Origin of the sequence: Roseburia amylophila (assembly GCF_025567465.1) — a bacterium.
In the GTDB taxonomy this organism is placed as follows: domain Bacteria; phylum Bacillota; class Clostridia; order Lachnospirales; family Lachnospiraceae; genus Roseburia_C; species Roseburia_C amylophila.
This window is the reverse complement of sequence record NZ_JAOQKI010000005.1, coordinates 11077-24572: the sequence shown is the minus strand read 5'-3', so window position 1 is coordinate 24572 and position 13496 is coordinate 11077. Positions and strand designations below refer to the sequence as shown.

Annotated in this window: 12 protein-coding genes; 1 reads left to right on the top strand and 11 read right to left on the bottom strand. The window is 43.6% G+C overall.

Going from position 1 to position 13496, the window contains the following annotated elements:
• Position 1: 1 nt before the first annotated feature.
• The 11 genes from OCV43_RS04180 to OCV43_RS04130 all read right to left on the bottom strand — a co-directional run bounded on the left by OCV43_RS04180 (position 2) and on the right by OCV43_RS04130 (position 12348).
• Positions 2 to 1330, bottom strand: a complete 1329-nt coding sequence (locus OCV43_RS04180) for an AAA family ATPase (RefSeq protein ID WP_262623490.1) — start codon at positions 1328 to 1330, stop codon at positions 2 to 4.
• 29 nt (positions 1331 to 1359) lie between these two features.
• The gene (locus OCV43_RS04175; RefSeq protein ID WP_262623489.1) at positions 1360 to 2655 is read right to left on the bottom strand and encodes a vWA domain-containing protein; all 1296 of its coding nucleotides are present in this window, start codon (positions 2653 to 2655) and stop codon (positions 1360 to 1362) included.
• 48 nt (positions 2656 to 2703) lie between these two features.
• Positions 2704 to 3675: a leucine-rich repeat domain-containing protein gene (locus tag OCV43_RS04170; RefSeq protein WP_262623488.1), complete on the bottom strand. Its 972-nt coding sequence runs from the start codon at positions 3673 to 3675 to the stop codon at positions 2704 to 2706.
• A 32-nt stretch (positions 3676 to 3707) separates the two neighbouring features.
• Entirely contained in the window at positions 3708 to 4991 is a 1284-nt protein-coding gene (locus tag OCV43_RS04165) for a M14 family metallopeptidase (protein WP_262623487.1), read from the bottom strand.
• Between the two features lie 149 nt (positions 4992 to 5140).
• Complete coding sequence (locus OCV43_RS04160; RefSeq protein ID WP_022243985.1) at positions 5141 to 5572, bottom strand: flavodoxin; 432 nt, start codon at positions 5570 to 5572, stop codon at positions 5141 to 5143.
• A 12-nt stretch (positions 5573 to 5584) separates the two neighbouring features.
• Positions 5585 to 6202 carry a DUF3793 family protein gene (locus tag OCV43_RS04155; RefSeq protein ID WP_117842031.1) on the bottom strand — a complete coding sequence of 206 codons (618 nt, stop codon included), beginning with the start codon at positions 6200 to 6202 and terminating at the stop codon, positions 5585 to 5587.
• 511 nt (positions 6203 to 6713) lie between these two features.
• Complete coding sequence (locus OCV43_RS04150; RefSeq protein ID WP_334307682.1) at positions 6714 to 8975, bottom strand: ABC transporter permease; 2262 nt, start codon at positions 8973 to 8975, stop codon at positions 6714 to 6716.
• A gap of 8 nt (positions 8976 to 8983) precedes the next feature.
• Positions 8984 to 9682: an ABC transporter ATP-binding protein gene (locus OCV43_RS04145; RefSeq protein ID WP_117698032.1), complete on the bottom strand. Its 699-nt coding sequence runs from the start codon at positions 9680 to 9682 to the stop codon at positions 8984 to 8986.
• 189 nt (positions 9683 to 9871) lie between these two features.
• On the bottom strand, positions 9872 to 11746 hold the full coding sequence (locus OCV43_RS04140) for a heavy metal translocating P-type ATPase (RefSeq protein WP_262623485.1): 1875 nt from the start codon (positions 11744 to 11746) through the stop codon (positions 9872 to 9874).
• Between the two features lie 10 nt (positions 11747 to 11756).
• Positions 11757 to 11975: a cation transporter gene (locus OCV43_RS04135; protein WP_117842033.1), complete on the bottom strand. Its 219-nt coding sequence runs from the start codon at positions 11973 to 11975 to the stop codon at positions 11757 to 11759.
• Positions 11976 to 11988: 13 nt separating this feature from the next.
• Positions 11989 to 12348 carry an ArsR/SmtB family transcription factor gene (locus OCV43_RS04130; RefSeq protein ID WP_117698030.1) on the bottom strand — a complete coding sequence of 120 codons (360 nt, stop codon included), beginning with the start codon at positions 12346 to 12348 and terminating at the stop codon, positions 11989 to 11991.
• Positions 12349 to 12526: 178 nt separating this feature from the next.
• On the opposite strand from OCV43_RS04130, the gene OCV43_RS04125 reads away from it, so the two are divergent.
• Complete coding sequence (locus OCV43_RS04125; RefSeq protein WP_262623484.1) at positions 12527 to 13465, top strand: tyrosine-type recombinase/integrase; 939 nt, start codon at positions 12527 to 12529, stop codon at positions 13463 to 13465.
• Positions 13466 to 13496: the final 31 nt, after the last annotated feature.

The following is a 13496-nucleotide window of genomic DNA, read 5'->3' as shown; positions in this document are numbered from 1 at the left end:
ACTAGTCCCGGTTCAGCTCGGCTAAAAGCTCTGCCCGCTTGCTTCCAATCAGCAGCTCCTGATTATACTGTAAATAGCGGTCGCAGTTGTGCTCGGCTAAGAATCTTGCGGATTCTGCCACGGTAGCAAGATCTGTTACAAATACCACCATTTCCTGACCGCCCTCAAATGCCTGCTCCATAAAATCAAACGCATGCTCTAAGGCTGCTGCGGTCTTTTCTTCGATTGTTTCTAATGTCTTTCTCTGGATATCAAAGGCTGCCTTTTTTTCCTCAAAGACTTCTTTCTTTGCCCCTTCGGAATTACGGTATTCTTTCAAGGCTGCAAAGTCGCGGTCTGTCTTAGCCTTTTCTTTTCCATAGCTTCGGAACAGATTCTGTAATCCGTCCAACAAAAGATTGACCACGCTGAGTCTTTCATCAAAAGCTGCATCATAAATCCGGGCAAATACTTCCGACCGAATCTTTCCTTCCAATATTAACGGAATTCCATAGTCATCCTTATATTTCTGGTATAAATCAAAATATGCTGCCGCATCCTCTGCCACATCCTTATGATGTAAAAATTCTCCTACAACGGTTTCATCTACCGGAAGCCCCATTTCTTCATAGGTCTGCATCAGAATGCTTAAGTCCTCCCAGCCTCTTGCTGTGACAAACTGCAAGCCGTCTACATCTGCTTCCACCCGGTAGAAATTCTTTGGACGAAGCTCAAGATAGCTTAAAATTGCACCATGGATATGTCTTGATCTGGCATAAGCTTTCCAAACACCAAGGTCTGCCTCTACCTGCATACAGCGGACACGGTCCAAGGTTACCATATCAAATTCCCGCACCGATTTATTGTATTCCGGCGGATTGCCTGCTGCAACAATAATCCAGCCCTCCGGCACTGCCTGATTACCAAAGGTCTTGCACTGCAAAAACTGCAGCATGGTCGGTGCCAGTGTCTCTGACACACAGTTAATCTCATCTATGAAAAGGATTCCTTCCGGACAGCCTTCCTCGATTTTCCGGTATACTCTGGCAATAATCTCACTCATGGTATATTCCGTTATGGAATACTCTTTGCCTGCAAATTCCATTTCTTTGATAAAAGGAAGTCCCACTGCACTCTGTCTGGTATGATGGGTAATCGTATATGCTACCAGTCCGATTTTGCACTCCTCTGCAATCTGCTCCATAATCTGGGTCTTGCCGATTCCCGGCGGTCCCATTAATAAGACCGGTCTCTGACGAATCAGAGGAATCTTATATCTGTCCTCATCATCCTTTTTCAAATATGCTGTTACGGTATGTTTGATTTCTTCCTTTGCCTGTTTGATATTCATCTGTTTTCTTCCAATCTATATTATTTCTCTCATGCATTCTGTTCCAGCTCTTCCGGCTCCAGCTGCAGCCGCATTGCCCATGGCGGTACTGCCGTCTCATCATAGGCTCCCAAGAATAAAAATGCGGTCTTATATTCCGGCTTCTTTAGCGGATAAATGCCCTTGCCATCGGTAAAATACAAGAGTCCATCCAGATGCCGGATGCTTCCTTCTTTGATTAGTTGGTTTACATAAGTAAACGCCGGTCGAAAATCTGTATTTCCGCCGCCCACTACCTGAAAGCTTTTTAGCAGCCGCTCCATTTCTTCCTGACTACTGATTACCTCATCCATTTCCACTTTATCATCGCACTGGATAATCCGGATTCTGCATCTTCGAAAGAAGCTGTTCTGCTGGGATAAAATGCCAAATGTCTCATTTAAAAAGCCTTTGATTAAACTGCCGCTGGTGGAATAACTGGTGTCTACCACCACTACAAATTCCCGGATTTTCTTTACTTCCCGGCTCTCCACCGGTTCTATCAGGGGCATATTCTTATAAAGCCGCAGCCCATAGGTATAATAATTCAAATCATACTCATCGGGATTGCATTTTAATTCTTCCTGTAGTATGGAAAATTTCTGTAAAAATTCCTTATAACTCCGGCGGCTTTTCGCAGCACTGATCTGTGTCATCAGAAGTTCTTCTCCCTTTTCCGGCTCATCTCCATGCCGCTTCTTTGCCATACTGGTCTGCCTTGCTATCTTATTCCATTTATTTCTGGCTGCAGATGCCGCGCCATTGCCGGTTTCCTCTTTCCAGAAACGGTGGTCATCCGTATAAAATTCATGATTTAAGGTAAGAAGCTCTTCCATGGATTTTCCCCGCAGCCAGCGGTATACCACTGCTGCAGAAATCCGCCCCTCACCCTTCAATGCTTCATAGGTCTGCTGCCGCAGAAAGCTTAATGCGCGCCTGGTACAGGGCTTGTCCATGCCGTCAATGGTCTGCTCCACTACAATATCGCAGGCAAGATTCCAAAGCTTCGTATCTCTGTTTCCTTTTAAAAATAAGTGTGAAAAAATACAGTGCAATATCGTGTGCAGGTACGCCCGGTTCATAAATGCCGGATTATTCCGGAATACGCGTATTACCTGTCCTGCTGAGAAAAAGAGGCTCTCTCCGTCCGTAGCCATTGTCTCTAAGCCTTCCATTGCCTGAGGCTTCAATGCAGAAAGTGCCACATCAAGATATCGCAAATCCAGATAGATTTCACTTCTTGCATGCTGCAAGATTTTTACAGACATATCATTTTCCCATTCGGTCTGGGTCTTAATATGCGCCATCTTCTGCTCCTTTCTGCCACTGCATATTTTCTTAATTTTCTGCTGTTTTTACCACTCAATATCATAACAGGAAGAAGCTGCTTCTTCCTTATAATATTTCTGCTGCCAGCTGCTTAAGCTGACACTGCCTTCTGCCCAGCCGGCTTCTGCCGCCTGCTCGATTAATGCAGTGATTCCACTCCGCTCCATCACCTGAAGCCGGCATATCAACTCTAATAATGCTAAATCTTTTTTCTGAATCAAAACATCGCATACCTCACTGGCATGTTCTTTTAAATAAGAAAGATAACGTTCACGGGCTTCTTCCTTTAATTCCACCGGATATGCCAGTCTGCAAAGTGCCATTCTGGCTGCAGTCCACATCTTCTCCTCAATGCAGATCCGCTCAAATATCATATCGTATGCGGCGGCATCTACCATCCGCTCATGAAAACACTGTCTTGCCCGGAAACCTTCCCCCGCAATATTCAGTGCAAATATATGTGCCGGTCCGATTTCTTCATAGGAATCGTAATATTCCGGATAGAAAAATAAGGCTTCCTTAAATTCCACTTCCAAATCAGCCCGAACCTGATTTAAGATAAGCTGTGCGCCACTGGCTTCTTCCATGGAAGAACGAAGCACCAGCCGCTTTAAGCTCCGGCAGTTCATAAAGGCATCGCTTCCTAATTCTTTTAAGAAACGCCCCAAGGTAAGTGTTCGTAATTTGCGGCAATTATAAAATGCCAGATTCCCGATTTGTTCCACGGAATCCGGCAAAGAAATTTCTTCGATATCATTTCCGCATAATGCTTTCATAAAACTGTCCACTCCGCCAATGGTAACGGCATCTGCCGGAACATGTTTGCTTTCCGAAAAACAATATGCGCCTATTCTCTTTACTGTGAATCCATCTATCTGCTCTGGAATTACAACAACCGGTGTCGTCCCATATACACGCTCTATGCTTATGGAATGTTCATCCAGCGGCTGTATCTCATAGCTGTATGCTGTGTTCATCTTACGCTCCAGTTTCCTCATCTTTTCTCTGCTACAATATAACACATCCCCGGTTATCGCACAAGTTCCGTCATTCCGCCTTCTAAAATCAGACGGTTATCTTCACAGATTCCGGCAAACTGGCTCATCGGAAGCGGGCTTACCCCCATTCCCACCTCAATGGTATAACCGGGACGATTGTATGCCTGAATAAACCAGTCTTTGAAACCGGCATAACCAGATACAGATGGGGTCTCTTCCACCCGGTATCCGCTGACCTCGCCAAAATATTCTGCAATTCTTCTGGAATCTGCCGGTTCATAGTCAAGATACCGCCAGTAAATCACTTCTCCCTGGGCATGATATGCCAGAATTAACGAAAAATTATGGGCTCTTGTAAATTCATAGACACTGCGGCTTTCCGGTGCCACAAGGGGAGCCTCTCCCACATAATCTCTTGGTGCCGGTGTTGTAAATCCCATGGCAAATTTAATGTTTCTGGCATTTTCCCAGCCCGCCGGAAATTGCAGATTCAAATCAATTCCTTCTATATTGGCTTTCCATCCATTCGGAAATGGAATCTTCGGATAATCAGCTGCAATGCGCTCTGCCTCTTCTAAGGATGCACCCTCTTCTAATACTCCATTCACTAAATCCACGCCATCCGGGTTTACCAGGGGAACAAGATACAGGGAAAATCCATAAAAAAGCCACGCTGCCTGCACAGTATAAAGCATGCGTCCCGCTGCAAATGCATGGGCATATTCTTCCGCAAATTTAAGCAGGACCGGTGTGGTAATCCATTCGTTTGCATGATATGCTCCACTGTAAAAGACTTCCCGCTCTCCTGTTCCAATCCGAAGATAGGGAATTTCCTTTCCCATCGCACTTTTTCCAATATTTCCCTGAACCAAGAAAGGATAGCGTACCGTAAGCCCTTCCAATATCCAGTCATTGAGATAAGAAGTGTAAGCCACATCTTCTGCTACAAGCGAAAAAGAGAATGGAATTGCAAGAATACTTCCGGTCCGCAGTGCCAGCGGATTTACTGTTGGATTAGCTGTCATAATCGCTGATACACTGGTGTCATAATTTGCCGCAATACCCCATAATGTCTCACCGGATTTTATTTCATGCATCGTATATCCTTTTAAATAGGGGAAAAGCTTCCCCCACACTACATCATCTATTTTACAGTTAAATTCTTCCCCGCTCTTTTTCCTTAAAAACTGCCGCAATGCCCTGCAGGTATTCTCTCCCAAAATTCCATCTTTCCTTATGTCATATCCCGCACGGTTCAATGCCAGCTGCACATACTGTACCAGCACGGAGCGTTCTCCCAGATTCAATACTTTCATTCTTTCACCTGTTTCCAGTCCTTCTTATCAGTATATGCAGCTGTTTATAAAATGTGAAAAAGCCTTGCAGTTTTCTGCAAGACTTCTTCTGGTTATGATATATAATACAATTTGTTTGTACCCTACGGAAATGATTTTGTTTTTGGAATTTACATTCCTGCTAACTGTTTGCCTAAGCTTTCGCATGCAGCGACTGCATCGTCATCCGGTGCTTCCTGACAAATCACACCTTCGCCATTTACAACGGTTGCTCCTGCGCTTGTCATACGGTCTACCCAGTCACGCATCCACTGTCCATCGCCCCATCCGTAAGAACCGAATAATGCGATTTTCTTTCCTGCTGCAAAGCCTTCTACTTCTTCAACGAATGGCTCCATCTCGCCTTCTTCTAAGACTTCTGCACCCATTGCAGGACATCCCATTGCAAATACGGAAGAAGCTTTTAACGCATCCATATCAGCTGTACTTACATCAACAACCTCTGCTTCTTTGCCAGCTGCTTCAATTCCTCTTCCAACAGCCTCAGCCATTGCCTGTGTGTTTCCTGACTGTGTCCAATAAACTACCTGAATCTTACTCATTTTTTCTACCTCCTAAACAGCCGCTTTCTGCGGCATGCTGTCATTATAAATACCTATGATGTCCCGCATTCCCACTCCATTGGAGAGAAGCTGGATGATGGTCTCTTTTTCCATATCATAGCGTGCGAAAAGACGTTTCTTTTCCGGAACGTGTGCATACACTTTCCAATAACCCTGATAGAGTGCATTCTGTCCATTCTGTTCCATAAATCCTCTTACATCTTCTACCGGATAGCCAAGCAGCACTCCCATTTCATGAGGAAAACCAGGTTCTCCGCACATATAACCCTGGTAACGTTTCTGAAACGTACTGAGAATATTTCCGAGCGTAAAGTCCTGATAACCGGACTCCTGCAGCAGCTCTCGTATCTCTTTACGCATCAGATACGCCTCCAACGGTTTCTTCCGAAAAAGAAGGTAACGAGCTTTTTCCCTGGTCCTGAGCAGTAGCAGGAACGAAATTCCGGATTTTCTCAGGCACTGTTTTACCGCATCTTCCATGCCTGTTGAAACGACTAAGAGATTGGATATCTTTACGCCTGCGATCAATGGGGCACATTGTAGCGCTAACTGCGTCTCTGCATTGTGTAAATCCATCTGTTGTACAATTTCCAGAATCTCTGTACTCATAGCTTCTTTTCCTTTCGTTCTAGTTAGTTATTTCTAACTTGTGTTTATCATAACTAATTATGTTTCTGTTGTCAACACAAAATGTGCGTGGTGAGAATTCTTTATCATATTGAGAATTTCGGGTGGTCTGATATGGTTTTAGTTTGGCAGGGTGGGGAGAAATTATACTTGTATAAAGATAGCAATATTTTCATAATGTCAATAATATAAAAAAACAGCAGTTTCGCTGAAAAAGGGCGACACCATATCTATAAGAGCTGCTAAGAATTTCCATTTTATATATTGGTCTTTCCGGCAAGCGGTGCAAAGTCGCATCCATGCTCCATTGCACCTCGCCGGTACATCCCTGCACCGGCGTTGCCAGTCTGTGATGAAATTCTAAGCAGCTCTAATTGATATGGTTGATGCCCTCTCTTCAGTGAAACTGCTGGTTTTGTTAATATTCTCTAATTTCTTATTGTTACAATATTTAAGTTTCGCTTTATGCGAGTAATGAAAAACTTTTCCGATTCTACTCTACATTCTTCAAAGCTTCGTCCATCGGTATCTTCCGAATCTTCCGAAGGCAGAACAATGCCACTACGAAGTATGCTGCCAGTACCATAAGCAGTATTTTCCAGTAGATGTTCGGGTCATAGTAGATGCTCAGCCAGCCGGAGTAATCACTCATCATTGCCCGGTAGATGACATTAATGGTCTCGGTAGCAATTGCTTCACCCAGGATAACGGATATCACCACAATCCAGGTGGTGGCTGTCAGATATAATTTCCCGATTTCTCGGGTGTTGTAACCCAATATTTTAACCATGGATATGGATGAAGCATTCCGCTCGATAATCAGCTTTGTCATCAGGTAAATAAGGATTGCTGCCAGTGCAACAGAAAATACATTCATCAGATAGAACATGCCGCCCATAGATACATCAAGCTGTCTTGATACCTTGGTGAGGTCATCTTCTGTAATGGTCGTCATGATATAGGCATCCTCAATATCGGTAATCTTCTTATCGGAGAAATATCCATTGAAATAATCCTCCTCTTTGTCAAATACATCCCGATATTCCTCTTCCGGCATAAAAATTGCCACCGCTGCCGGATACTCATAGATTCCAGCCACCTTAAACTTGTATTTCTTATCTCCATAAGTTTCCTTTAACTCAATGGTATCGCCTTCTGCGAGCCGGTATTTTTCTGCATAACTATCCGAAATGTAGACACCTTCTTTTGGGAAATCAATATCAACATAAGCACTGTCTTTTTCAACTCCATAGACGCTGACCTCTTCGCTGCTGAATTCTGTCGGCATTGTCTTTAAACTACCGGCAAGATAAGTCTCTGCGCCATCTGTTTCCGTTGGAACCGGTGCTTTTAATACATACTGATAATCTGCAAGCATGTGGGACAGCACTTCATCCTGATAATGCTCTAAAAGTGGTGACATCATCATGCCGAAAACCAGCAGAATTTCTGCAAAAGCAATACCGATAAATAAAGTCAGGTAGCCCGCACGGTTCTGTAAAATAATACGGATACGGAACCGGTTAAAGAATTTGAAATGCGGCAGTTTTACTGCTTTTTTCCGCTTTCTTCTGCTCAAATCCCTGCGCAAGAAATTCAGTGGTGAAATACGCAGTTTGGAAGAAATCAAAAGCAGATTTATAACAATCATTATGATTGCCGGAATCACCGTTGTCAGGATAAACGCATCCCCATTCCAGATGGTATGGTAGGTCGGCAGACTATAGCTTCCATAGTACAAATCTGCTACCATATTTTTAAATACGGTATAGCCAAGTATATTTCCAATAATTGCTGCTACGATTGTCACCAGTACCGGAAGATGCAGATAATGCCGCAGCAGTTCTCCTCTGGTATAGCCGGATGCACGCAGCGTTCCGATGACTGCCGCTTCTTTTGTAATCGTATTATTGGTGGTAACTGCAAAGACAAATGCCATAATCGCTATCAGGATATATAACAACGTCATTACCATTGTTTTGTCTCCACCCATATCATCTCCCGTAAAATGAATTGCCTGATTGGAAAATGCCGGTATGTATGCTGCTATTGCCGCCTTACTGCTCAGCACTTTCATAAAATCTTCTGCTTTCTCTTTTGCTTCCGTATCATCAGCCGGAGTTTTTTCATATTTCCAGGAATAGCTGTAATGGAGATTTCCGGTACCATAAGCATCAAAGGCATCCTCTGTGGCAATGGCAACGCCAAATTTTATGGCATCAAACATCAGATCCTTGCTATCGGAAAACAGAGCACTGTAATCCGATAATGCCACAAGACCACTGATGGTCTTTTTCTCGCCGCCTACTTTAATGGTGTCTCCTACTTTTAAGGAATTATTGTCCGCATACATCCGGTCAATTGCAATTTCATCTTCCTGCTGCGGCATTTCTCCATCCATCAGACATACTTTATCCACTTCATTTCTTGGTTTAAAAATGCGGAGGGTACTGTCTGACTTTCCATTTACCACCTCTTCTTCCAGATAGTAATTCTCATAAATTGTTACGCCCTCTTTTTCCAGTTCTGTAAGCAGCGTATCGTCAGCTTCTTCCATCAGTTCGAAATTACCGTCTTCAATATTGTACTTTTCAAAACTCTCATTATAGGCAGTTATCATACTGCTTCCTGCCACCAGAAATCCCGATACAAATCCGATAGTAGCTGTCAGGAACAGGAAAATCACAAGATATTTTCCAAAATCTGTTTTCAATTCCCTTGGAATTCGTTTTCTTAATGGACTCTTCACTTTCATCACCGCCTTTACCAGTCAAGTTCCTGTGCAGGAATCTTCACTTCATTGGTGTAATCCTTTCGAATCTGTCCATCACGCAGCTTAATGACACGGTCTGCCATGTTTTTGATGGCATCATTATGGGTAACCATAATAACAGTATTTCCATATTTCTGATTTACATCCTCAATCAGCTTCAAAATCTCTTTGGATGTATTGTAATCCAGTGCTCCGGTCGGCTCATCACAGAGCAGAATATCCGGGTTCTTTACAATGGCACGGCCAATGGCTGTACGCTGCTGCTGTCCACCAGATAACTGGTTTGGCAGCTTATGACGATGCTCATAAAGTCCCAGTGTCTTAAGCAATTCGTCAATGTCTAATGATTTATCACTCAGATATGCTCCTACCTCGATATTTTCCTTCACATTGAGGTTTGGGATCAGATTATACATCTGAAATACATATCCTAAATGGCGGCGGCGGTAATTCGTCAGTGCCTTTTCGTTCATATCTGCTGTTTTCTCTCCATTGATGGAAATATAGCCGCTGTCTGCACTGTCAATTCCTCCGATAATATTCAAAAGTGTTGATTTACCGGAACCGGACGGTCCTAACAATACGCAAATCTCACCTTTTTCAACAGAGAAATTAATTCCCTTCAAAACTTCTGTTTTTGCCTCTCCCTGTCCAAAACTTTTTTTCAAATCCTGAATCTCCAGAAACATATTCATCCTCCTTTTTCTTTTCTGACTCTTTTTTCAGTTCTTTTATTTTGTTACTCCTGCTTCCCTCTTTCCCAATGCTGTACTATTTCCAATTTCATGTTAGCTTTTTGCAACTTTTGTTAGTATAGCCTATCCGTTTGGTAAAAGAAAGGCGTTTACTGATTCTTTTTCTCAATAAACGCCTTTATACTATTTCTTCGCAATGCGCAGTGTCCGCATGGAATTTAAAATTGCAATGACAGATACACCTACATCTGCAAATACTGCTTCCCACATATTAGCAATACCAAATGCACCGAGTATCAGCACAATTGCTTTTACGCCAAGTGCAAATACGATATTCTGGCGCACGATGGAAAGTGTCTTTCTTGCAATCTTCACAAGAGATGCAATCTTTCGCACATCATCATCCATAAGAACTACATCTGCAGCTTCAATTGCCGCATCAGAACCCATACTTCCCATTGCAATTCCAATGTCTGCTCTGGTCAGTACCGGTGCATCGTTGATGCCATCACCCACAAATGCAAGTTTTTCTTTCTCCTGCTGTTCTTTCAGAAGTGCCTCAACCTCACTTACCTTGTCACCCGGCAGTAATTCTGCATGCACTTCATCCAGTCCCAGTTCATCTGCTACTGCCTGTGCTGCTGCCTTACGGTCTCCGGTCAGCATAACGCATTTCTTCACGCCTACCTTCTTCATGCTATGGATAGCTTCTTTTACGCCCTCCTTAATGGAATCGGAAATTACAATGGTTCCGGCAAACGCTCCATCTACCGCAACATAAATTACAGTTCCGGCACTGCTGTTTTCGGTATAGGAAATATTCCGGGCTGCCATCATTTTGGCATTTCCAAGCCATACTTCTTTTCCATCTACAAATGTATGAATTCCATGTCCGGCAATTTCTTCTGTTCCGGTTACCCGGTTCATATCCGGTTCTTTGCCATAGGCTTCACGCACGGAATTAGCAATCGGATGATTGGAATATCCTTCTACATGGGCTGCAAGCTCTAAGAGTTCCTCTTTACTTCCATTTACCGGAAGTACCTCAGATACCTTGAACTCGCCTTTGGTCAGTGTACCGGTTTTGTCAAATACGATAGTGGTCATCTCAGCCACTGCCTCTAAATAGTTACTCCCTTTTACCAGAACACCTAAGTTAGAAGATGCTCCGATACCGCCGAAGAATCCCAATGGGACGGAGATTACAAGGGCACACGGACAGGAAATAACAAGGAAAATGCAGGCTCTCTGAATCCACTCAGCCCAGCCGCCGCCTAAAATAATCGGTGGCAGGATTGCAAGAATTACTGCTCCAATGGTAACAACCGGAGTGTAATATTTTGCAAATCTGGTGATAAAGTTCTCCACCCTTGCTTTCTTGCTGCTTGCATTCTCCACCAGTTCCAGAATCTTGGATACTGTAGAATCTTCGAATGCTTTTGTTACTTTTACCTTTAAAGTACCGCTTCCATTGACACAGCCGCTGATGATTTCATCACCTTCTGCTGCTCTTCTTGGAACAGATTCTCCGGTCAGTGCCGCGGTATCGACCATGGACTCACCTTCTACTACAATTCCATCCAGCGGAATACGCTCGCCTGGTTTTACCACGATGACAGTGCCGATTTCCACATCATCCGGATCTACCTGGACTAATTTGCCATCCTCTTCCACATTGGCATATTCCGGACAAATGTCCATCATATCTGCAATGGACTGTCTGGATTTTCCAACTGCATAGCCCTGGAAAAGTTCTCCAATCTGATAGAACAGCATAACTGCAACACCCTCGGAATACTCCCGTACTCCAAATGCTCCAAACGTTGCAATCATCATCAGAAAGTTCTCATCAAATACCTGTCCATGACTGATATTCCGAAATGCCTTAAATATAATATCATAGCCAATCAGAAGATACGGCACAAGATAAATAATAAAAATCAGGACTGGCTGTGTAATCTGTTCTAAGATACCAACGTGTTCCAATACCAGAAGTGCTACAAACAGCACTGCAGTAACCAGAATACGTTCCAGCATTTTTTTCTGATTCTTTGTCATAAGCTATCTCCTATCGCAGAATCCGGCAATCCGGTTCTACCTTTGCACATACTTTGGCTACTTCATCCATAATTTCTTCAAAACGCTCATCTTCTGCATCGATGGTCATTTTCTGTGTCATGAAGCTTACTACTGCATCATTGACTCCCGGGATTTTCTTGATTGCTTCTTCCATTTTTGCTGCACAGTTTGCACAGTCTAAGTCTTCCAATTTAAATTTTTTCTTCATTATAATATCCTCCTCATTCTTCAATATGTTCTCTGCCCTGGTCGATAATGGTTCTTACATGTTCATCTGCCAGTGAATAAAATACGGATTTACCTTCCCGCCTGCTGCTGACCAGCTTCGCCTGTTTTAAAATCTTAAGCTGATGGGATACTGCTGACTGCGTCATGTTCAACGTCTCTGCCAGATCACACACACATACTTCTGAGCCAAATAATACAAACAGGATCCGGATTCTGGTAGAATCACCAAATACTTTAAAAAGCTCTGCCAGATCATACAATTCATCTTCGTCCGGCATCTTCTCTCTTGCCTTCTTCAGAAGCTCTGCATGAATGCAGTTTTCTTCGCAGCATTCTACATCGTTCATTGCCATCTTCTCACCTCCAGGTCGTTTTAACATATGAGCATTTGTTCATATGTTCATAATACGCTTGGGATTTCAAATTGTCAATATGAAGTTGGAAATTTTTATAAAAAATTTTTCTATGATATACTCTTATATCTATATTCAGGCAGGACAGCCTCCTGCCACATACAAAGGAGTATTTATTATGCATGATTTTAACTTTGAAATGAACCAGTATTTAACCTACTGCCGCACCCAGAAACGCCTTGATGGCAAAACCTTAAAAGCATACCGCATCGACCTTACACAGTTTGGTGTCAGCCTTGCGGCTGCTTTTCCTTCTCTCTCCAGCATATCCGAACTTTCTCCCGCCATATTAGAATCCTATGTTGCCACCCTTCATGAACAATTCAAACCGAAAACTGTGAAACGAAAGCTTGCCTCCCTCAAAGCCTTTTTCCACTACCTCGACTACCGCGACCGCATTGTCTCCAACCCTTTTAACAAATTGCATATCAAATTCCGGGAACCGGTGATTCTGCCTAAAACCATTCCGCTTCCTACGATTGAACTGCTTTTATCTTCTATCTATCACCAATACTCCTACGCCGCTACCGATTTCCAGCGTAAAAATGCGCTCCGGGATGCTGCTGTTATCGAGCTGCTCTTCGCCACCGGCATCCGAATCTCTGAGCTGTGTTCTATCACACCGGATGACATCAACCTTTCCAACCGGACTCTGCTTATCTTCGGCAAAGGTTCCAAAGAGCGGCTCCTCCAGATTGGCAATGACGATGTTGTCCACACCCTGCTGGAATACCGGAAATGTTACCTTCCTGACATTAAGCGTACCAACCGCTTCTTCGTCAACCAGGCAGGACGCCCACTCTCCGACCAGTATGTCCGTCGAACCATCCGGAAATACTGCAGCCTTGCTTCCATTGATATGCACATCACTCCGCATATGTTCCGCCACACCTTCGCCACCAGCCTCTTAGAAGCCGATGTGGATATCCGCTACATCCAGGAAATGCTTGGTCACAGTTCCATCCACATCACGGAAATCTACACCCATGTTTCCACAGCAAAGCAGCGGGACATTCTGATGAACAAGCATCCGAGGAAGGATTTCAGGGTGGGGTAAAAGATAAAAAGGACTGTTAGAATTGGCAATA

Bases quoted from the DNA above. Each gene is read 5' to 3' on its own strand.
- OCV43_RS04180 (WP_262623490.1), bottom strand. From the start codon at position 1,330: ATGAATATCAAACAGGCAAAGGAAGAAATCAAACATACCGTAACAGCA.
- OCV43_RS04175 (WP_262623489.1), bottom strand. From the start codon at position 2,655: ATGGCGCATATTAAGACCCAGACCGAATGGGAAAATGATATGTCTGTA.
- OCV43_RS04170 (WP_262623488.1), bottom strand. From the start codon at position 3,675: ATGAGGAAACTGGAGCGTAAGATGAACACAGCATACAGCTATGAGATA.
- OCV43_RS04165 (WP_262623487.1), bottom strand. From the start codon at position 4,991: ATGAAAGTATTGAATCTGGGAGAACGCTCCGTGCTGGTACAGTATGTG.
- OCV43_RS04160 (WP_022243985.1), bottom strand. From the start codon at position 5,572: ATGAGTAAGATTCAGGTAGTTTATTGGACACAGTCAGGAAACACACAG.
- OCV43_RS04155 (WP_117842031.1), bottom strand. From the start codon at position 6,202: ATGAGTACAGAGATTCTGGAAATTGTACAACAGATGGATTTACACAAT.
- OCV43_RS04150 (WP_334307682.1), bottom strand. From the start codon at position 8,975: ATGAAAGTGAAGAGTCCATTAAGAAAACGAATTCCAAGGGAATTGAAA.
- OCV43_RS04145 (WP_117698032.1), bottom strand. From the start codon at position 9,682: ATGTTTCTGGAGATTCAGGATTTGAAAAAAAGTTTTGGACAGGGAGAG.
- OCV43_RS04140 (WP_262623485.1), bottom strand. From the start codon at position 11,746: ATGACAAAGAATCAGAAAAAAATGCTGGAACGTATTCTGGTTACTGCA.
- OCV43_RS04135 (WP_117842033.1), bottom strand. From the start codon at position 11,975: ATGAAGAAAAAATTTAAATTGGAAGACTTAGACTGTGCAAACTGTGCA.
- OCV43_RS04130 (WP_117698030.1), bottom strand. From the start codon at position 12,348: ATGGCAATGAACGATGTAGAATGCTGCGAAGAAAACTGCATTCATGCA.
- OCV43_RS04125 (WP_262623484.1), top strand. From the start codon at position 12,527: ATGCATGATTTTAACTTTGAAATGAACCAGTATTTAACCTACTGCCGC.